19 protein-coding genes are annotated in these 19,881 nt (G+C 67.5%); 12 read left to right on the top strand and 7 right to left on the bottom strand.

The annotated features are described in order from the left end of the window. Positions 1-88: 88 nt before the first annotated feature. Entirely contained in the window at positions 89-1,006 is a 918-nt protein-coding gene (locus BN984_RS00650; RefSeq protein WP_008096526.1) for an acyltransferase, read from the bottom strand. 228 nt (positions 1,007-1,234) lie between these two features. Here BN984_RS00650 and BN984_RS00645 point away from each other — a divergent pair, with 228 nt between their 5' ends. Then, on the top strand, positions 1,235-2,524 hold the full coding sequence (locus BN984_RS00645) for a glycoside hydrolase family 68 protein (protein ID WP_049967408.1): 1,290 nt from the start codon (positions 1,235-1,237) through the stop codon (positions 2,522-2,524). A gap of 13 nt (positions 2,525-2,537) precedes the next feature. On the opposite strand, the gene BN984_RS00640 is transcribed toward BN984_RS00645, so the two are convergent. Beyond that, positions 2,538-4,715 (bottom strand): GH32 C-terminal domain-containing protein, encoded by a 2,178-nt coding sequence (locus BN984_RS00640; RefSeq protein ID WP_049967407.1) that lies wholly within the window; start codon positions 4,713-4,715, stop codon positions 2,538-2,540. A gap of 174 nt (positions 4,716-4,889) precedes the next feature. On the opposite strand from BN984_RS00640, the gene BN984_RS00635 reads away from it, so the two are divergent. The 6 genes from BN984_RS00635 (at position 4,890) to BN984_RS00615 (ending at position 9,920) form a co-directional block, all read left to right on the top strand. After that, on the top strand, positions 4,890-5,963 hold the full coding sequence (locus tag BN984_RS00635) for an aldo/keto reductase (protein ID WP_008096529.1): 1,074 nt from the start codon (positions 4,890-4,892) through the stop codon (positions 5,961-5,963). Then, positions 5,963-6,133, top strand: a complete 171-nt coding sequence (locus BN984_RS19565) for a hypothetical protein (protein ID WP_004976399.1) — start codon at positions 5,963-5,965, stop codon at positions 6,131-6,133. The genes BN984_RS00635 and BN984_RS19565 overlap by 1 nt, the downstream gene beginning before the upstream one ends. 174 nt (positions 6,134-6,307) lie before the next feature. Continuing rightward, positions 6,308-6,790, top strand: a complete 483-nt coding sequence (locus BN984_RS00630) for a hypothetical protein (RefSeq protein ID WP_049967406.1) — start codon at positions 6,308-6,310, stop codon at positions 6,788-6,790. Positions 6,791-6,875: 85 nt separating this feature from the next. Beyond that, positions 6,876-9,041, top strand: a complete 2,166-nt coding sequence (locus BN984_RS00625; protein ID WP_081909146.1) for an alkaline phosphatase PhoX — start codon at positions 6,876-6,878, stop codon at positions 9,039-9,041. A gap of 49 nt (positions 9,042-9,090) precedes the next feature. Then, a complete protein-coding gene (locus tag BN984_RS00620; protein WP_049967405.1) occupies positions 9,091-9,537 on the top strand; it encodes an SHOCT domain-containing protein in 447 nt (148 codons plus the stop codon). 134 nt (positions 9,538-9,671) lie between these two features. Beyond that, positions 9,672-9,920: a hypothetical protein gene (locus tag BN984_RS00615; RefSeq protein ID WP_008096533.1), complete on the top strand. Its 249-nt coding sequence runs from the start codon at positions 9,672-9,674 to the stop codon at positions 9,918-9,920. A 175-nt stretch (positions 9,921-10,095) separates the two neighbouring features. Here the strand turns inward: BN984_RS00615 and BN984_RS00610 are convergent, their stop codons facing one another. The 3 genes from BN984_RS00610 to BN984_RS00600 all read right to left on the bottom strand — a co-directional run bounded on the left by BN984_RS00610 (position 10,096) and on the right by BN984_RS00600 (position 14,084). Continuing rightward, the gene (locus BN984_RS00610; protein WP_049967404.1) at positions 10,096-11,598 is read right to left on the bottom strand and encodes a heme-binding protein; all 1,503 of its coding nucleotides are present in this window, start codon (positions 11,596-11,598) and stop codon (positions 10,096-10,098) included. Positions 11,599-11,704: 106 nt separating this feature from the next. Then, positions 11,705-13,492, bottom strand: coding sequence for a site-2 protease family protein (locus BN984_RS00605; protein ID WP_008096536.1), 1,788 nt, complete (start codon positions 13,490-13,492; stop codon positions 11,705-11,707). A gap of 139 nt (positions 13,493-13,631) precedes the next feature. Continuing rightward, a complete protein-coding gene (locus BN984_RS00600) occupies positions 13,632-14,084 on the bottom strand; it encodes a hypothetical protein (protein WP_049967403.1) in 453 nt (150 codons plus the stop codon). A gap of 131 nt (positions 14,085-14,215) precedes the next feature. On the opposite strand from BN984_RS00600, the gene BN984_RS00595 reads away from it, so the two are divergent. Both BN984_RS00595 and BN984_RS00590 read left to right on the top strand, forming a co-directional pair. Then, positions 14,216-14,755 (top strand): LURP-one-related/scramblase family protein, encoded by a 540-nt coding sequence (locus tag BN984_RS00595; RefSeq protein WP_008096540.1) that lies wholly within the window; start codon positions 14,216-14,218, stop codon positions 14,753-14,755. A 97-nt stretch (positions 14,756-14,852) separates the two neighbouring features. Beyond that, complete coding sequence (locus tag BN984_RS00590) at positions 14,853-15,368, top strand: BGTF surface domain-containing protein (protein WP_008096542.1); 516 nt, start codon at positions 14,853-14,855, stop codon at positions 15,366-15,368. 39 nt (positions 15,369-15,407) lie between these two features. Here BN984_RS00590 and lysS read toward each other — a convergent pair whose 3' ends face one another. Together lysS and pyrH are read right to left on the bottom strand one after the other, a co-directional pair. Next, a complete protein-coding gene (gene lysS, locus BN984_RS00585; protein ID WP_008096544.1) occupies positions 15,408-17,081 on the bottom strand; it encodes a lysine--tRNA ligase in 1,674 nt (557 codons plus the stop codon). Position 17,082: 1 nt separating this feature from the next. Beyond that, positions 17,083-17,796: a UMP kinase gene (gene pyrH / locus BN984_RS00580; RefSeq protein WP_004976409.1), complete on the bottom strand. Its 714-nt coding sequence runs from the start codon at positions 17,794-17,796 to the stop codon at positions 17,083-17,085. Positions 17,797-17,889: 93 nt separating this feature from the next. Here pyrH and BN984_RS00575 point away from each other — a divergent pair, with 93 nt between their 5' ends. The 3 genes from BN984_RS00575 to BN984_RS00565 all read left to right on the top strand — a co-directional run bounded on the left by BN984_RS00575 (position 17,890) and on the right by BN984_RS00565 (position 19,594). Further along, a complete protein-coding gene (locus BN984_RS00575) occupies positions 17,890-18,234 on the top strand; it encodes a hypothetical protein (RefSeq protein ID WP_008096547.1) in 345 nt (114 codons plus the stop codon). A 24-nt stretch (positions 18,235-18,258) separates the two neighbouring features. After that, positions 18,259-19,041, top strand: coding sequence for a molybdopterin synthase (locus BN984_RS00570; RefSeq protein ID WP_049967402.1), 783 nt, complete (start codon positions 18,259-18,261; stop codon positions 19,039-19,041). A 307-nt stretch (positions 19,042-19,348) separates the two neighbouring features. Continuing rightward, complete coding sequence (locus BN984_RS00565) at positions 19,349-19,594, top strand: DUF7123 family protein (protein ID WP_008096551.1); 246 nt, start codon at positions 19,349-19,351, stop codon at positions 19,592-19,594. The last annotated feature ends 287 nt before the right edge of the window (positions 19,595-19,881 follow it).

Here is a 19,881-nt window from a genome sequence, read left to right as displayed (position 1 = left end):
ATCGGTTCTTCGGTCGAACGGGTCTGCTGACGCTCTCGACGGTGGTCGCGGGCGATGCCGGCGCGGCGGTCTCGCACTGAAAAAGGAGTTACTCGCGTCGGTGAGAATCCACCGGTCCGTCGAGGTCGCGGTCGAACTCGTCGAAGGCGTCGAGGTCGTCGGGGAGCTCGTAGGGAATCTCGCGCTCGTCGGCGCGGCGCTCGCCGCCGACGTCGAGCGGTTCGGCCGCGTCCTCGAAGCCGGGCTTTACTTTCACGCTCTTGGCGGGCGAGCCGACCGCGATGTGGTGGGCGGGCACGTCACCCTGCACGACCGACCGGGCCCCGACGATGGCGTTCTCGCCGACCGAAACGCCGGCGTTCACCATCGCGTCGTAGGTGATGCGCGCGTCGTCGCCGACGGTCGTGTGGTAGTTTCTGACCTCGGTCTGGTCGACGGTGTCGTGGGAGTGGCTGTAGATGTGGACGCTGTCGGAGATGGAGACGCGGTCGCCGATGGTGAGTTTCCCGCGGTCGTCGAGGTGCACGTCGTCGTGGATGACCGTGTTGTCGCCGACGGAGATGTTGTGGCCGTACGAAAAGGTGACGCCCTTGAAGATGCGGAGGCTGTCTCCGGCCTCCTCGAAGAGGTGGTTGGCGAGCATCTGTCGGAATCGGAGGGCGAAGGCGACGTTGTCGGCCATCGGCGTCGCGTCGAACTGCCGCCAGAGCCACTGGAGGTGCTTCGAGCGCTTGAACTTCTCGTCGTCCTTCTCGGCGTAGTACTCGGCTTCGAGCGTCGCGTTGCAAGGGTCGTACCCCTGCAGTCGGACCCGCGTCGCGGGCGAGACAGGCTTGCCGTTCTGCCAGCGCTCCCACGCCTCGCGGTCGCCGAACAGGTCGACGAGGGTGTCCCGAACGACCGTGCAGGTGTCTTCGTCCGAGGCGAGGCGGCCGTCGACCTCGTCGATGAACGCCTGGAGGCCTTCCTCGGCGTCCGCCGGAAGCGAAACGTGGACCTTCGTCATTGCACCGTCGTAAGCCGTCGAGATTCAAAGGGATTCGGTTGTGCGAACCCCGCGTCAGGCCTCCTCCGGGCAATATTAGCTGGTTTCGGTCGTCTGGTGCGTGTCTGATGAGACAGGTTCGGCCCGTCGCTAGTGGCGAACGGAACCCGAAACGGACCGAGTGGGGCGTCTCTCCGATGGGTGATACGAATGGTGAAACCTATCACAGTTGCCCGAGTTTACACGATAATGAGTGAAAAATTCAGAGAAGGGATTCCGGCGTGGACGCGGGAACACGCCGAAAGCCTCCGCCGCGACGACTCGAACGTCGCGCCGATCATCTACCCCCCGGACGAGCGACTGGACGACGACCTGCACATCTGGGACACGTGGTTCCTCCGGAACCGCGACGGCTCCGTCGCCGAAATCGACGGCTACCGCGTCGTCTTCTCGCTGACGTCGTCGTCGGACCTCCTCCCCGGCAAGCGCCACGACGTGGCGACGATTCGCTACTTCTACTCCCGGGACGGCGAGGAGTGGACCACCGGCGGCGTCGTCTTCGACGGCGGCGCGCTCGGCCAGCGTCAGTGGGCCGGGTCGGCGATGTACGACCCGGACGGCGACGGCGGCGACGTCTATCTCTACTACACCGCGGCCGGAGAGGACGGCGCCGAGGAACTGACCTACACCCAGCGCATCGCAGTCGCCACCGGGGGGACCGTCCGCACCGACGACGCCGGATTCAGCATCGAGGGGTCGTGGGACCACCGAATCATCCTCACGCCGGACGGCGACTGGTACGAGCGCGAGGACCAGTCGCGCGGGATGATATACACCTTCCGCGACCCGTGGTTCTTCGAGGACCCCGCGTCGGGCGAGACGTACCTCCTCTTCGAGGCGAACACGCCCGTCCCCGAGGGTGCCGGCGAGTGCGACGACCCCGTCTGGGAGGAGTTCAACGGGAGCGTCGGCATCGCCCACTCGCCGACGGGCGACCCGACCGACTTCGAACTCCGGCCGCCGCTTCTCGACGCCGTCTGCGTCAATCAGGAACTGGAGCGCCCGCACCTCGTCGTCCGCGACGGGACGTACCACCTGTTCGTCTCCAGCCACGTCCACACGTTCGCGCCCGGCCTGACGGGCTACGATGCCCTCTACGGGTTCGTCGCCGACGACCTCGCGGGCGACTACGAACCCCTGAACGGCCACGGGATGGTTCTCACGAACCCGAAAGGCGCGCCCTTCCAGGCGTACTCGTGGCTCGTCTACGACCACGGCGACGACCTCCTCGTCTCGTCGTTCTTCAACTACTTCGACTACGACCGACCGAGCCTCGACGACGTGGGACTCCTCCCGCCCGAAGAACAGCAGCGCCGGTTCGGCGGCACGCTCGCGCCGACCGTCCGGGTCGCTCTCGACGGCGACGAGACGGATGTCCTCGGGACGCTCGGCCACGGGCACCTGCCGCTCCCCCGCGAAACGCTCCCGACGCCGTGGTGGGTGCGAGACGGGGACGCCACTCGCGGCGGCGACTACTGAACGAACGCGGCGGTCACTCTCGTTTTCGCGCCTCGAACGTCGCGTCGAGTTCCCACGCGTCGAGCGAGCGGACGTCGACCCGACCGCCGCCCTCGCCGCGTCGGACCGTGACCGAGACGCCGTCGGCGTCCGCGCGCGTCGGGTAGACCCGAGTCGTCAGACAGCGCTGCTCGTCGGCGAACACCTCGACGACCGAACAGTCGACGAACACGCGGAGCGACACCGACTCGCCTTCGACGGGCATCGAGCGGGGCTCTCGGTCCGCGTCGTGGGCTCGGGTGCTCCGCCCGCGGTCGACCGTGACGCGGTCGCCGTCGTACCGGAGGACGGTCCGCTCGCCCAGCGCCGGCGACTCGAACAGCCCGAGTTCGAACGCCCCGTCGCCGTCGACCGCGACGTCGACGGCGAGTTCGTAGGCGTTGCCCGAGAGGTCGAGCGACGCGTGCTCGTCGGCGTCGAGTGCGTGCCTGTCGAGTTCGACGTGACGGCCGCGGAGGGTGGCGAGTTCTCCGGCGGGTCGCTGTCGGAACTCGCCGTCGGCGTTCACCGAAAGCTCGCGCGGGAGCGAGAGCAACCCGGACCAGCCGGCGTGCCACTGCGCGTCGACGCCGCGGGTCTCTTTGACCCACCCCCACGCGAGCGTCCGGCCGTCGTCGACGACGGTCGACTGCGGGGCGTAGAAGTCGCCGTAGTCGAGCAGGCCCTCGCGTTCGACCGCGAACTCCGGGGCGTCGAGGTCGGCGGTGCCGACGAAGTAGCGCACGTCCTCGTAGTTCGAGACGTGCAGCAGTTGGTGGTCGCCGAAGTCGAGGAGTTCCGGACACTCCCAGACGGTTCCGTGACCCTCGCTACCGGAGTGGAGCGGGCCGACGTACTCCCACTCGCGCAAGTCGGGCGAGCGGTAGAGGAGCGCGACGCCGCCGACCGCCGCGATTGCGGAGCCGATGAGCTGGTACCAGTCGTCGCCGACCCTCCAGACGGCGTGGTCGCGGAACTCCGCGGCCCAGTCGTCGGTCCCGAGGATGTCGAGGTCGTCCGGGGGCGTCTCGATGACGGGATTGTCGGGCGCTTTGTCCCACGACCGGAGCAGCGGGTCGCTCGTCGTCGCCAGACAGGGAAGCTGGTGGTGGTCGCGGCCGCCCGTGTAGATAATCGTCGGCACGCCCTCGTCGTCGACGACGGCGCACCCGGACCAACAGCCGTCGCGGTCCGGACCGTCCGGGTCCGGCGCGAGCGCGACCGGTCGGTCCGTCCAGTGCAGGAGGTCCTCGCTGGTCGCGTGGCCCCAGTGAATCGACCCGTGGAACGGTCCGCCGGGGTTGTACTGGTAGAACAGGTGGTAGGTCCCGTCGTGCTGGATGACGCCGTTCGGGTCGTTCAGCCAGTTTGCGGGGCCGGCGAGGTGGTACCGGGGTCGGAGATGGTCGTCGCCGAGTCGCTCGCGCATCGCGGCGAACCCCTCGGCGTCGGCGGGGCGGTCGGTGAACGCCGGTCTGCGGTGGGCGGGGCCGCCGAGGACCGCGAGCGCGTTGCGGAGGAGGTGTTCGTTCGCGCCCATCGTCTCGAAGTCGTTGCCGTGGTGGGTGAGAAAGGCGACTTCGGCACCGATACCGTAGACCGCGCCCGCGCAGCGGTCCCACGCGACGACGGACTTGAGCGCGACGAGGAAGTCGTCGCCGTGGAGCGTGCTGGCGAGGACCTGCCCGTTCTCGGGGAGGACGTGTTCGTACCGGGCGAAGGGGCGCGGCGCTTCGGGTGGTTGGAGGTGGACGCCCAGCGTATCGAACCCGTCGAACAGCGGGTGGTCCGCGTGGATGGACTTCGTCAGCAGTCCGGTCGGGTGCGGCGAGTTCTCGGTCCCGACCGCGTCGGGCGCGACGGGGTCGATTCCCAGCGCGTCGACCGCCGAGAGGGCGTTGAGCGTCAGGAGGAGTCCGCCGCCGTCGGCGAGGTACGCGTCCAGTGCGGGCACACACTCGGCCGCGAGGGCACGCACGTCGGCGTCGACGTGGCGGTCAGAATGCCACCACAGCACGTCGAACTCGGAAAGGTCGGTCTCCCCGGTTGCGACGGCGTCGAGGGAGATTGTTTCGACGCTCGCTATCGACTCGGCCCACTCGAACGCCACTCGCTGTTCCTCCGTGAGTTCGGTCGCGAAGAGAAATCCGACTCGAACCGGGATCACGTCCATTGCTGGCGTGGTTCGGCATCACCGTGCATGAATCTGCGGATTCACTCGGTGGCGAGCAAATTCACACAGCGCCCGGAGGCCGAGCGCGGGACGCGAGCGCCGCCCACGCCGGGGATTCCCACGAGACGGAAACAAAACACACCCAATAAGTCGCCCCAATCCGTAGGGCCGGCCATGCACTACCGCGAACTCGGCACCTCCGGAATCGAAGTCAGCGAGGTCGGCTTCGGTGCGTGGGTCGTCGGGACCGACTGGTGGGGCGACCGCTCGGACGAAGACTCCATCGAGATGCTCCATCACGCCATCGACCGGGGCATCGACTTCTTCGACACGGGCGACGTGTACGGCCACGGCCACTCCGAGGAGGTCGTCGGCGAAGCGCTCGCCGACTACCGCGACGAGGTCACCGTCGCCACCAAAATCGGCTACGACTTCTACAACAACCCGCAGGCCGGTCACGGCGAACTCCCCAAGGAGATAACCGGCGAGTGGGTCCGCGAGGCGACCGAAAAGAGCCTCGAACGCCTCGACATGGAGTACGTGGACCTCCTGCAACTCCACAACGCGAACGTCGACGAAGTCACGCCCGACGTGCTCGAAGCCCTCGACGAACTCAAAGAGGAGGGCCTCATCAAGGCCACCGGCTGGGCGCTCGGCCCCTCCATCGGCTGGCTGGCCGAAGGCGACATGGCCATCGAAGAGGAGTTCGACGCGCTCCAAATCGTCTGGAACGCCTTCGAACAGGACGTGGGCAACCACTTCCTCGACACCATCCGCGAGACCGGTTCCTCGACGAGCCTCATCGCCCGCGTGCCGCACTCCTCGGGCCTCCTGAACGAGCAGGTCCGCCCGGAGACCGAACTCGGCTCCGGCGACCACCGCGGCTTCCGCCCCGACGAGTGGTACGAGACGGGCTGGGAGAAGCTCGAACAACTCCGCTTCCTCGAACGCGACGGCGAGCGGACCATGGCGCAGGCGTCCATCGCCTACCTCCTCGGCTACGACGAGACCGCGGCCGTCACGCCGACGTTCCGCACGAAAGACGACATCGACGAGTGGGCGAAGGCCTCCGACGTGCCGAAGCTCACCGACGAGGAGCTAACCCGCGTCGAGGAACTGTACGCGGACAACTTCGGCATCGACCGCTTCGACGGCATGGACGCGCTCCGCTCGTCGGTCGACGGGGACGACATCCGCGCGGCCGGCCTCGACAAGCGCGTCGCGAAAGGCGCGCGCAACGAAGCCTGATGGGTCGCCTGAAAACCCTCCTCGGCGTCACCGCGGTCGCCCACGTCGCGCTCGCGTGGCTGGTCAGCCTCGACGCCAAGAAGCGCGGCGACGACGCCGGTCGCTGGATAGCGCTGACGCTCCTCACCGGCGTCGTCGGCGCTGTGGACTACGTCCGAAACGGGCGCTAACGGCGCGTCCGCGGTCGACCTCGGTGACGTTCCGTTCTGTCGCGACTCACTTCTGACGCTCACGAGGGCTCCCTTTCGATATATATCGCACTTAGCAGCCTACTACACCGCCGCCGCCGAACTCGACCGGTACGGTCGCCGCGGCGCGCTCGCGCCGGGCCGACCCGCTCGAACATGTCGAATTCAGCATCCCATCCCACCGAGAGGCAGTCGGAGCGCGCGTACAGAACCCACCCGTTGGGCGTCCGCATCGTCGAGTACGACGACCCGGACGGAGACGGTCGCCGGTACGGCTTCCGCGCCCCCGACCACGCGGGCCGCGAGTTCGACGACCCTGACACCGCCGCGCTCTACGCCGACGTGTACTTCGACGTGAACGGGTTCGTCGAGGACGGAACGGGCGACCGCGGCGTGCCGCCCGAAGTCATCCAAGCGGGCCGCGATACGCTCGCGGCGTACTTTCTGACGCAACCCTACGCCGACGCCGACTGGGTGGCGTCGTTCTACGGCAAAAAACGGGCGCGAATCGAGCGCTACGCCGCGGCCGTCCGACGACGGGCCGAGGAGATTCGGGAGGGGGCCGAGGCGCTCGAACGCGAGGGGAACTCCGTCGCGGACGACGCGTCGGTCGGGTGTCAAGTCAGGACCGATATATAATCAACAGACCGCTCTCTTCCGGACAGTATTGCAACCCTGTTGTCATATAAACCTACACGGGGGCCGGTTTCGCTTCTTCGGTCGCATGGTCGACTTCACTCGACGAACTCTCATGGCATCGTCCGTCGCCGCCGCGCTGGGAGCGAGCGTGGCAGGCGTCGGTCAGGCGGCGGAACCCGACGACCCGAACACGCCGCGGGCACCGCTCGTGCGGGGGGAGCTCAAGCGCTTTTCGACGACGGCGTTCGGGGCCGAGGTGACGGGGCCGTTCGTCTTCGACGACGGGTCGCTCCTCTACAGCCTCCAGCACCCCGACCGCGAGAACCCCGCGCCCTACGACAAGGCGGCCATCGGCTACTTCTCCGGCTTCCAGTTCTCGTTCGACGGCGAGAGCGACTTCGACGAGCTATCGACGCCCGAGACGAACGAAGAGCGGCGCGCGGTCCGGTCCGCCGCCGGCGACTACGAGATGCTGGCCCGCGAAGGCGACGCCATCAACGGCGGGTCGGAGCTCCTCGGCGTCCCACAGACCCCCGACGGGACGAACATCACAAGCGGCCAGTTCAGCGGGTCGAAGTACGCCGACGCCGGCTACACCCCCGACTGCAACCAGTTCGTCGCCACGAACGACGAGGGAACCGAGGGCTATCTGTTTACCAACTGGGAGGCGAGTCCGGGCAACGTCTCGCGGATTCCACTCAGTCAGGACGACGACGACGGCTCGTGGGAGGCCGACCTCGAAAACGCGCTGAACCTCGCGAACACCGAGGCGCTCCGCGAACTCGGCGGGACGCGAATCAACTGCTACGGCGACCTGAGCCCGTGGAACACGATGCTGTCGGCCGAGGAGAACTACGCCCACCCGCGCGTCTCGCTGACCGCGACCGTGAGCGACATCGTCGAGAAGGGCACCGGCGAGGGACTCCGCGGCGCACACGAGTTCTGGAACCGACCGAACCCGACCGAGATTCAGTCCGCGGTCGACGACTACTACGACGACGATTCGTGGTTCGTCCAGAGCTACTGGGCGGTCGCCGGCGTCGAACTCCTCGCGTACTACCTCGGCGCAGAGCCGGTCGACCAATCCGCCGACGGCAACGACCTGACGCCCATCGGCGACGTGTACCCGAACCCGTACCGCTACGGCTACATCGTCGACTTCCGCGAACCGGCCGCCGAGACCCCCGAACCCGTCAAGTACTACGTCATGGGCCGGGCCGCGTGGGAGTGTCCGGACGTGCAGTCCGACGAGCGGACGGTCTACCTCGCCTCCGACGGCGACAGCAAGGGCGTCTACAAGTTCGTCGCCGACGAGCCGATTCCGAGCTACGACGACCCGATGGGCCTCGCCGGGACGCTCTACGCCCCGCTCGTGACGAACGACGACGAGGCCGAGGCCGCGCCCCCGGCCGACGTAGACCTCGAATTCGAGTGGCTGAAGCTCGGTCACGCCACCAACAACGAGGTCGCGGCGTGGATTGCGGAGTACGACGACGTCACACAGGCCGACTACCTCGGAACTCACACCGACTGGTCCGAAGGCGACGAGGTGACCGCCGACCTCCTCGAAGCGGCCGACAGGGAGGTCGTCGAGAACGGCAACCGCGACTACGTCACCGACGAGGAAATCGTGGAGTGGGGCAAGCAGTACGAGTGGTACGGTCCCGACGGCGTGGACGACGACCTCCGGCACGTCCCGTTCCTCGAAACCCGGGCGGCCGCGAAGGAAATCGGCGCGACCATCGAGTTCAACAAGGCCGAGGGCATCGACAGCGTCGACGGCGCGGAACCCGGCGACGACGTCTACTTCGGCATCTCCGAACTCAACGACGACATGTCGAACGCCACCGGCGAACTCCAGCTCCAGCGGGTCGACGGCGGCGTCGTCTACCGCGCGGAACTGGAGTCCGACTACAACGTCTCGACGCTCGAACCCGTCATCGTCGGCCCCGACGCGAGCGACCCCGCCGCCGTCGCCGACGACGCGCTCATCAACGTCGACAACCTCGCCGTGATGGACGACGGCCGCGTACTCTGTTGCGAGGACGCCGACCAGTTCGGCCGCTCGTACAAGAACGACTGCCTGTACGTCTACACGCCCGAGGACGACGACCGCGGCCACGGGAACGACCCCGACGGCGACGACGCCGATAACCCGGGGAACGGTACCGGTGGTCCCGGCCGCGGGAGCGGCGGAAACGACAACGACGACAATCCGGGACGCAGTGACGGCAACGGCAACGGAAACTAACCCGCCCCGCTCACGCAGTTTTTTGTATTTCGAGAGACACCTTCGACCGATGGTCCTCGAACGATTCGGTTCGGCACTCTCCCGCGAGGCCCGCGTCGTCGCCCGAAGTCCACCGCTCTTGGGCGTGGTCACCGGCGTGTGGATACTGCTCATCGCGCTGATGGCGGGGCTCGAAGCGCATCTCGCGGTCGTCTGGTTCCTCGCCGTCGCCCCGTCGACGGCGGTGCTGGCCTACGGCGGGCGGCGCGTCCTGCGTCGCTTCCGTGACGACTCCGGCGGCGAAGACGAATGGACTCAGACGGCCGACGGAGCCGCCTACGACCCCGTTGACGACGAATCTGCTATCGAGCGCCTGCGAGAGCGCTACGCGGCTGGCGACCTCTCCGACGAGGAGTTCGAGCGCCGCCTCGACAAACTGGTCGAGACCGAGAGCTACGTCGCCGGGTCGCAGTCGCCCTCCGGAAACGCGAGAGAGCGGGCCTTCGAGCGGAACTGACGAGCCGGTGGTTGGCCGGACTCCGGGACGGCCGCGGCGACCGGTGACCGAGTCGGAGTCGGAGCGCGCCTCGCCGGCGACCCCGTGTGCCGGGACCAAAAGAGACACAACACTCGACCGAGTCCTGGACGACCATGCGTAGTTCACTCGTCGACCTGCTTCCGGAGCTCCTCGAACTTCTCGTCTTCAGTCTCGGGAGTGCGGGGCTTTCGCTCGCCGGCGCGTACATCGAGCGCTTCGCGCTCGTCACCTTCGAACAGGGCAACGTCGAAATCGCCGCGTGGGCGGTCGTGATGGGCGCGGTGGCGCTGTACTTCGCGTACAACGTCGGTACCGACAAGGTCCGCCCGAAGTTCCGGGACGTTCGCGCCGCGCTCGCGTGAAAAAAGCCGCGTCTGGTTTTCGGCCGCGTTAGGCGAGGAAGACGTGTCGCGGGCGGTCCGCGAGCACGTACACGCCACCTTTTCCTGCGCTCGCTCCGCTCGCTGGCAAAACCTGGACGAAAAGGTTCGTCACCCCCGATGGGGGTTCCTCACCCCGCTCCCGATGGTCGCGGAGTTACGCTAAGAACACGTGTCGCGGGCGGTCCGCGAGCACGTCGCGGCCCCACTGGACCGTGTCGCGGAACGCGTCGGAGCGGAAGAACTCCATGGCGTCGTCCTGCGAGCGCCACTGGCTGGCGATGAACATGTCGTCTTCGTCCTCGACGTTGACCATCAGGTCCGTGTCGAAGTGGCCGTCCATCTCTTCGAGGAGGCCACCGACGGTGCCGAACTTCTCGACGAAGTCGCCGCGGTGTTCGGACTTGACGGTGTAGAACATCCCCATCGTGCCGAAGCCGGACTCCTCGCCAGCGCGCTCGACGATGCCGGGAAGCTCCGAGAGGAAGCCCGCGGCGGTCTCGGCGGCCGACGCCGTCTCCCAGATGGAGACGACGGCGACCCGACCGCGCTCGTTTGCCTCGTAGACGGCCGTCTTGACGTGCGTCGGGTAGTGGTCGAAGTTGCCGCGGAGGCCCTCGACCTCGTCGAACAGCTCGTCGGCGTCGGCCTCAGAGTAGAGGACCGTCGCGTACACGTCCTCGCCGTGGGGCTTGCCGGCGTAGATGTTCAGGTCTTCGAGCTGACCGCGAATGTCCTCGTCGTCGGCTTCGTCGCCGCCGTCGTCGCTGTGGTGGTGGCCGTCGTCGCCTTCGCCGTGATGGTGGCCGTCGCCGCCGTGGTGGTGGCCACCCTCGTCGTGCGCGTGCGCGTCGTGGTGGGACTCGTCTTCGAACTCGCTGGTCGGGACGCCGTCGCCCGCGAGGAACGCGCCGAGGTCCGACGGTGGGAAGCGCCGGCCGACGTAGAACTGGCCGAACTCACCGTACTTCGAGGAAACCTCGTCGAAGCGCATCTCGTAGACGATGTCCTTGATGTCGGTCGGGTCGTCGCCGAAGAGCGTGACGCCCCACTCGTAGTCGTCGAAGCCGACCGAGGAGGCGATGACCTGTTTGATTTTCCCGGCGTACTTCCGGCCGGTGTCGCCGTGGGTGGACATCAGGTCGCGGCGCTCGTCGAACGAGAGGTCGTACCAGTTGTGCTCCTCGCCGCGGCGCTTCGACATCGGGTAGAAGGACATGTAGGTGTCCTCCGGGATGTCGGGCTTGAGCTTGCCCTCGATGTAGCGGAGCAGCCCGGTGTCGATGTCCTCCTCGTTACCCTCGAAGTAGTCGTCCGAGACGTAGCCGGACACCTCGGTGACGGAGACGTAGGAGGTCGGCTGCTCGGTGAAGGCCGCGAGCGCGGTCCGCTCGAACTGCCGTTCGGCGCGGGAGATGTCGTCGAGCGTCGGCCGGAAGTGGACGACCACGAAGTCCGCCTTGTGGCCGAGCACGGAGAAGACGGCGGACGCGCCCGCCTCGGCGTCCTCGACCGCCTCGTGGGCGTCGAGGTACGCGACGCCCTCCTCGATTGCGCGGCGGCGCTCGCGGTCGGGCGCGTCACGCCACGCGTCCCAGTCGACGGTTCGGAAGTCGTGCAGCGCGAACCAGCCCTCGTCGGTCTGTGGGGCCTCTACCATACGGGGGCCTAGGGAGTCATCCGGTATTGAAGTTGCGAGTCGTTTTCGCGGTTCGGGAACCGTCGAAGGGAGGCGAGTCGACCCCGACCCGGGGTGGCCGAGGCGCTCAGCCGAGGAGCGTCGGCCCGAATATCATGAGCACGAGCGACGCGAGCATCGTGAGCCCGATTGAGGTCGTGATGGTCCGGACGACGGTGTGGGGGTCGTCGACCGGGAGTCGCGAGACCACGGCCTCGGTCGAGGTCCGGAGGATGCGACCGCCGTCGAGCGGGTAGCCGGGGATACAGTTGAAAAGCCCCAGCTGGAGGTTTATCCACGCCGTCCAGAACAGGACGTTGGCGAAGATGAAGACGCCGCCGCCGAGGAAGCCGAGCGGGCCGCCGACCTGGTAGAAGTTGATGACCTCGCCGGTGAAGCCGGGGAAGTTCGGAATCCCGAGGACGACCGACGCGAGGGGCAACAGGAGCGACACGTAGACGAGCTGGAGGGGCGACCCGGCGAAGGCGCTGCCGAGGCCGCCGCCGTCGCCGCCGTCACCGCCGAGAAGCGAGAGGTACGTCCCCGCGGGGTACTCCTGCGTGCCGAAGTCCGTCAGGAGCAGGCCGCTCGTCCCCTGGAAGATGTTGACGCCGAGGAACCCGTTTCCGTCCTGCGGGTTCTCGCCGAGCGTCACCTGCACCGTCTCGAAGCCGCCGTCGCGGTAGACTTCGACGGCGACGGTCTGGTCGGGGTCGGTCCGGTCGAGCGCCTCCTGCAACTCCGTCGAGGAGGTGATTCGCTCGCCGTTGAACGACGAGACGATGAGGGGTTGCGTCGTCCCCGTGGCGTTGTACAGCGGACCGTCTTCTGCGACGTTCGTGATGTAGGCACCGACCGGGATGGTGCGCTCGCCGGCGGAGGTGTCGAGCCGGGCGAACCGCGAGTCGCCGACGGCCGACTCGAAGCCGGCGCGCGTCGAGACGGCGGTCCCGTTGACTGCGGTCACGCGAATCGGGTCGCTCCCGGACTCGACGGTGAGGTTCGCGGGGTTGCCTTCGACGGAGCCGGCGACGACGAGTTCGCGCGTGACCGAGACGGTCCGTTCGCCGTCGAGCTCGACCGACACCGTTCCCGCGTCGGTCGCGAGGAGCGCGGCGTCGAGTTCCTGCGTCGTGTTGACCGGCGTGCCCTCGATGGCGGTCACGCGGTCGCCGCCCGAGATGCCCGCCACGTCGGCCGGTGAGCCGGCGTACGCGCCGGAGACGGCGACTCCCGGCGCGACGGTGATAGAGCCGATGACCGGGCCGAAAAGCAGGGCGAACGCGACGAGCGTGACGGCGAAGTTGTTCGTCACGCCGGCGGCGAACATCCGCGACTTGCCGCCGCGGTCGGCGCGGCGCTGGCTCTCCTCGGAGGGTTCGACGAACGCCCCGATGGGGAGTATCGTCAGGAGGACGATGCCCATCGACTCCACGTCGATACCCTCGACGCGGCTGAGGATACCGTGGCCGCCCTCGTGGACGACGAGGCCGACGAGGAGGCCGAAGAGAATCTCGGGCGCGACCGAAAGCGGGAGGAAGTCGTTGACGCCGGGGATGACGAGGAAGTTCTGCGGCTGGTTCACCTGTGTCGGCGCGGGCGGGTTCTGGAGGATGACGACCGCCTGGTAGACGAGGAGGACGAACGTCCCCGCCATGATGACGAGGGCGATGCCGAGGCCGACGTTGCTCCACGCCCGCCAGAACCGCTTGGGGGCGGCGAGCCTGTCGAGGAGTTCGCGGCCGCGACGGGTGTGGACCGTCGTGAGCGGACCTTGGACGCGGACGTACTCGGGGAGAATCCCGCGAGCACGCAACAGCGCCGCAAGGAGAGAGTAGGCGATGAAACCGGCGAGAACCCAAAGCAGCGTGTTCATCGCCCGAAGGGAAGCGGCGCGGGCCAAAAGGCGTTCGGGTTACGGTACCACCGTTCGGGTCACGGTACCGCTGTTCGACGACCGCGGGCGGGCGTCGGCGGCCGCGAGCGCCGCCGCCAGCCGGCCGTCACGAATGGGATTACTCGTCTTCGTCGCCGTCGTCGCCGGGCGACTCGATTTCGACTTCGACCGCGCCGTCGTCGTCCGCATCGGCCGCTTCGTCGCCGTCGGCCTCGTCAGTTTCGTCGTCGGACGCCGCGTCTTCCGTCTCGTCTTCGGGGTCGTGTTCGACGGTGACCGTGGCGTCTTCGTCGTCGGCCGCGTCGTCGTCGGTCACCGCCTCGCTCTCGGCGTCGTCGGCGGCGAGCGCGATGTCGGTAAAGGAGTCGCCGGACGACGAGCGAAGCCGGGAGACGGCGTAGGCGACGCCCACGAGGAGCAAGGCGACGAGGAACAGCCGGCCGTACGAGCGGCCGCCCGAGGACTCGTCGTCGACGGCTTCCTGTTCGGAGTCGGCGTCGAACTCCTCCAGTTCGACGTCGAATTCGTCTTGCGATTCCTCCACGGACCGGATGAAGTCGATGAGAGACATGTGAAGTGTGGTGCGGCGAGGCCGCGGTAGGCGTCGTTCGCGGGGGAACGAGCCCGTCCGTCCGTACGCGCGTCGGGGACATAAGTCGTCCCCCAGAAGGGTTTTAGCCACCCCGGCGACCATCGAGAGTCGTGTTCGACAGTTCCCGCTACGAGGTCCGACAGAAGGTGTCCATCAGCAACAAGTACGTCGTCTACGAGGGCGACGACCCCATCCTCTCGGCGAAGCAAAAGAAGTTCAAGCTGAAAGAGGACTTCCGGCTGAACGACCACGACACCGGTGAGGAGCGCTTCCGCGTCAAGGCCGACAGCGTCCTCGACGTGTCGGCCGCCTACGACATCGTCGACAGTCGGACCGGCGAGCGCGTCGGTGCGGTCAAACGCGGCGCGTTCTCGTTCGCCAAACACACCTACCAACTGCTCGGCCCCGACGGCTCCGTCGTGGGACGAATCGTCGAGGACAACGTCCCGATGGCGGTCGCGAGACGGCTCCTCACGACGCTCATTCCCTTCTCGTACCGCATCGAGGACGCGGCCGGCGAACCGGTCGGCGCGGTGAGCGAGCAGTTCTCTCTCCGGGACAAGTACACTATCGACGTGGACCGCGAGCGTATCGACCCGCGACTCGCCGTCGTCGGTGCGGTCGTGATAGACGCCATCGAGGAAAACTGAAACCGGACGAGTCATCGCCCGCGCGCCGCCGGTAACTCAAAGAGCTATTTGACATTCGGGTAACTATTTTTCGCGGATTCGAGTAGTGTCGGATGGCATGTTCGAACGAATCCGACTCCGTTGGTTCGTCGTCGCCGCCGTCGTCTGCGCCGCGCTCGTCGGCGGGACGACCGCGGCCGCAGCACAGAACGCCTCGTCGGTGTCGCTCGCGACGACCGGCGGGAACGTGACCGTCACGCAGGCCGAAGACGCGACGATTCGGGGGACGAGCGACCTCGAAGCGGGGACGACGCTCTCGGTCCGCGTCCAGTCCGCCGGCGACACGAGCCCGCGGTTCCTCAAGACGAGCGAGGCCACCGTCGGCGAGGACGGGAACTTCTCGGCGACCCTCGACTTCTCGGAGATTCCGCCGGGCTCGACGTTCTCCGTCTCGGTCCGTAACGAGTCGAACGCGCTCGCGGAAGCCGAGGGCGTCGTCGTCGAGGACGCAGCGTCGACGACCGCCACCGATGAGACGACCGACACCGGAATCCCCGGCTTCGGCGCGGGGCTCGGCGCACTCGCGGTCGCGGGGCTCGGCGCGGTGGCGTTGCTCGCGGGTCGTCGAGCGTGAGAATAGAACCGCAAACAGCGAACCGCGGTTCGGGCGAGGTCAGTCCTCGCGGCGGAGCCGCGTGACGACGAAGTCGCGCTCTAGCTCGCCGAGGAACTCGCCGAGCCGCGGCCCCTGTTCGGCGTCGAAGAACAGGCGGTAGCCGGCGGCGAAGAAGTCGCCCATCTCGATGTCGTGGCGGCGCGCCGTCTCGTAGATTTCGCCCTGAATCGCCTCGCCGTCGTGGCCCTCGGCGACGAAGTCCGCGAGGTCGTCGAGAGCTGCCTCGACCGCGGGCTCGAAGTCGAACTCTGGGAGCTCGACCTGCAGGCGGTAGTTGTACTGGTTGTCCATCTTCTCGGCCCAGCGGCGGGCGCGTTCGACCCGAGCGAGCGCCTCTTCGACCACCTCGTCGGGCGTGTCCTCGTCGAAGAAGCCCTCGTTGCGGGCCATCTTGACGCGCAGGTCCTCGTCGTCGGTCATGCCGAGGACGGCCGCGAACGTGTACGGGAGCCGAACCCGGTCCTCGCGGACCTCGTCGACGACGAACGGGTAGGCGCGCTCGGCGAAGCGAGTCAGACTCTCGTCGTCGACCTCGCCGAAGTAGGCGCGCTCGAAGCGGTCGAAGTCGTCGACGAGTTGGTCGAGCCGCGTGAGGTCGAGGTCGCGGGCCTTCCGCGGGTTGAGCGCGAAGAAGTACCGGAGCACCTCGGGTTCGAGCAGGTCGAGCATCTCCGCGACGGTGACGATGTTGCCGGCGGACGACGACAGCGCCTCGCCGTTGAGCGTGAACCACTCGTACACCATCGGCACCGGCGGTTCGATGCCGAGGACGTTCTCGGCGATGTCCTTGCCGGAGGGCCACGAGCCCTCGGCGTGGTCCTTTCCGAACGGCTCGAAGTCGACGCCGAGGACCTGCCACTGGCCGGGCCACTCGAAGCGCCACGGGAGCTTCCCCTCGCGGAACGTCGCGGTCCCCTCGTGGCCGCAGCCGTCGATGGTGTTGTCGCCGACGGTCATGTCGGTACAGACGTAGTCGACAGTACCGGCGTCGAGGTCGATGTCCGTGACCGTCTCGGTGATTTTGCCGCACTCGGCGCAGACGGGGTTGAAGGGGACGTAGTCCTCGTCGACCTTTGACTGGTACTCGCCCAGCACCTCGCGGGCGGTGTCGGCGTGTTCGAGGACGTGTTCGACCACGGGGTCGAAGTCGCCGTTTTCGTACAGTTCGGTGTTGGAAATCATCTCCACCGGGACGCCGAGGCGGTCGGCGTCGGCCTTCAGGAGCGCCGCGAAGTGCGCCGCGTACGACTCGGCCTCGCCGAACGGGTCCGGAATCGACGTGTACGGCTTGCCGAGGTTGCGGCCGAGCGCGCCGGCGTCGACCTCGCCGAGACCGACGATGTTGCCGTCGGCGTCAGCGAGCTTCCGCGGGAGCTTTCGGAGCGGGTCCTTGTCGTCGCTGGTGAACACCTGCCGGACCTCGTGGCCGCGCTCGCGGAGCACCTCGGCGACGAAGTAGCCGCGCATAATCTCGTTGAAGTTGCCGAGGTGGGCCACGCCGGACGGCGAGACGCCGCCCTTGATTACGACCGGCTCGTCGGGGTCGCGGGCCTCGATTTCGTCGGCGACCTCGTCGGCCCAGAAGCCGTGGTGGTTGGCGGCCGCGTCGCCGTCGCCGTCGGTCGCGTCCGCGGCGGAGGCGTCGCCGCGGAAGGGGTCGTCGGTCGTCATCTCAGGGAGCCCAGTAGGTCGGTTCGTCGCCGCCCTCGGGGATGATGTCGGTGCCCGTGTGCTCGCCGCGGAGGACCGCCGGCGTGATGCGGTCGGGGTCCGTGCCGTCGAGGACGATGGTGCGCATCTTCGCGCGCTCGATGAGCTTCGCGGCGAGGAGGTCGACCGGGGCGGACGAGCCGGCGTTCATCTCGATGTCGCCGATGACGTCGACGAGTTCCGCGGCGGTCATCTCCTCGAACTTCGTCGCGTCGGGGTCGGTGTTCGGGTCGGCGCTGAAGACGCCGTCGACGCTGGTCGCGTAGACGAGCAGGTCGGCGTCGACGTACTCGGCGAGCGCGGCCGCGACGGCGTCGGTGGTCTGGCCGGGCATGACGCCGCCCATCACCGAGATATCGCCGCGCCGGATGGCGTCGCCGGCGTCCTCGTAGTCGTGGGCGACTTTGGGGTCGACCTGCGAGCCGAGCGCCGCGATGAGCAGGCGGGCGTTGATTCTGGTCACGTCGATGCCGATCTGGTCGAGTTGAACCTCGTTCGCGCCGAGGTCGCGGGCGGCACCGATGTAGTCGCGGGCGACGCCGCCGCCGCCGACGACCGCACCGATTTCGCACCCGTCTCGCGCGAGCGTTTCGACGACGGAGGCGTGACCCTCCACGCGTCGGGCGTCGAGGTCCGGCGCGAGCACGCTTCCGCCGATGGAGATGACGACTCTCATTGCACACGGATATCCGTGAGCGCATCTTAAGGGTTATCAAGTGCGAGACGCCCGTGTCGGGGGGTTTAAACCACTCTCGCGGCGACTACCGGTATGCGACTCGTCACCGTGGAGACGGTCACGCTCATCGTCGTCGGCTGGGTGCTCGCCCTCGGGGCGATTCTCGCCCGCCACCGGCGCGGCGAGTTCGACCGGCGGACCGTCTTCAACTGGGCGTTGGTGGCCTGTTTTTCGGTCGGCTGGGCGCTCTGGCAGTTCGACACGCTGCCCGCGACGGCAGACACGCCCGTCGGCGCGGCGGCCCCGTGGCTGGCGACGCTCCTCAGTCTGGCCGGCGTGGCCCTCGCCGTCCACCTCTATCGGACCCGCCCGCGCCCAGAGATGGACGAGACGGAGCCGCCGGCCGAGTCTGACGAGACCGGCACGGAGCAATCTTAAACCGCCGCGGGCCGTCCTTCGGGTATGCACGTCCTCGGAATCGTCGGCGCGGGCGCGACGACGCTCTGCGACCGACTCGCCGCGCAGTTGGACGGCCGCGTCGCCACCGTCGAATCGCTCCCCGAGAGCGCGACCGAACCGAAGTCGACAGACGGTGCCGCCGCCGCGTACGGGCTCTCGCCGGACGGCAACTGGGTCGGAACCGGCGACGACCGCGACCTCGACGGCCTCCTCGACGACCTCTCGGCGGAGTACGACTACGCGCTCCTCTCGGGATTCCCCGACGCGCGCGTCCCGACCGTCGCGCTCGCGGGTGCCGACGCGGTGAACGTCGTTGCGGAGGTCGAAACTGACTTGGCCGACGTCGAAGCGCTCGCCGCCGAAGTCGACTCGCACGAACCGCACGTCACGCTCGAAACGCTGGTCGAGCGCGCGAAGGCGGACCCGCTCGAAGTGTACGCCGGAGCGATTGCGACGTTCACCGGGCGGGTGCGCGCGAAGGAGTCCGAGGGCGACGACCCGACGCTCAGCCTCGAATTCGAGAAGTACGACGGCGTCGCGGAGTCGAAGATGGCCGCGATTTCGGAGGAATTGGAGGCTCGCGACGGCGTCCTCCGCGTCCTCATGCACCACCGGGTGGGCGTCGTCGGCGACGGCGAGGACATCGTGTTCGTCGTCGTCCTCGCCGGCCACCGGCGAGAGGCGTTCAGAACGGTCGAAGACGGCATCGACCGGCTGAAAGACGAGGTGCCGATATTCAAGAAGGAGACGACCACCGACGAAGAGTTCTGGGTCCACGACCGCTGAGGTGGGGCGGATTATTCAGAATACGCGGATAGTCGCGAAGGCGCGAAAATCGACCGATATTGAGGAAGTTGTTGCCGCAAAATGCGGCGTCTGGCGGCGCAAAACGGGGCGTATTTGCCCCCATATATTCAAAATAATTTTAATAGAAAGAATCTCTCAAAATCAGTTATAAAAAATCTAAGCTGGTTTCGAAGATTCCTAAAATGTACCATTTGGGTCGATTCAGACTGAAAGCGGCCGAACTAATTCCAACGGTCCTTCCTTTATAACAGGTGATAGGCCATTAGGTGGAAGTGAGGTGTACCAGATGAGCGCAACAGTATCCCCCTCCACCGACAGTGGCTCCAAGGAAGACCGCCTCAAGCAGTACCTGCTCGACCGTGCGAAAGACGGCGAGATGTACTTCAAGAGCAAATTCATCGCCGACGACGTCGGCCTGTCTCCCAAGGAAATCGGCGCACTGATGGTCAAGCTCCGCGACTCCGCGACGGACCTGACCATCGAGAAGTGGTCGTACACGAGCGCGACCACGTGGCGCGTCGAGACCGCCTGAAACCCGCATTGCCCGCCCCGGCCCCGACCGACGCCAGCGCCAACACCGCGCACCGCCCGGACGGTCCCCGGACGAACTGAACGCGACCCCGAAGCGACCCACAGCCCCACAGCCCACACCGAGTGCGCTCGGAACCCAAGCCGAGACGTGACTCGACTGCCCGACTGCCCCGCTCGGTTCGTGACGCCGACGAACCGATGTCCCTCCCACGGCGCAGCGTAACCGAACCCCCGCGTAAGCCCGCTGGAACGGCCTCCACCACACTCCCCCGGTGACGGCCCACCCGC

Origin of the sequence: Haloferax prahovense, assembly GCF_000723845.1 — an archaeon.
Lineage (GTDB): Archaea > Halobacteriota > Halobacteria > Halobacteriales > Haloferacaceae > Haloferax > Haloferax prahovense.
The sequence above is the reverse complement of the archived record's forward strand: the minus strand, read 5'-3'. Positions and strand labels throughout refer to the sequence as shown.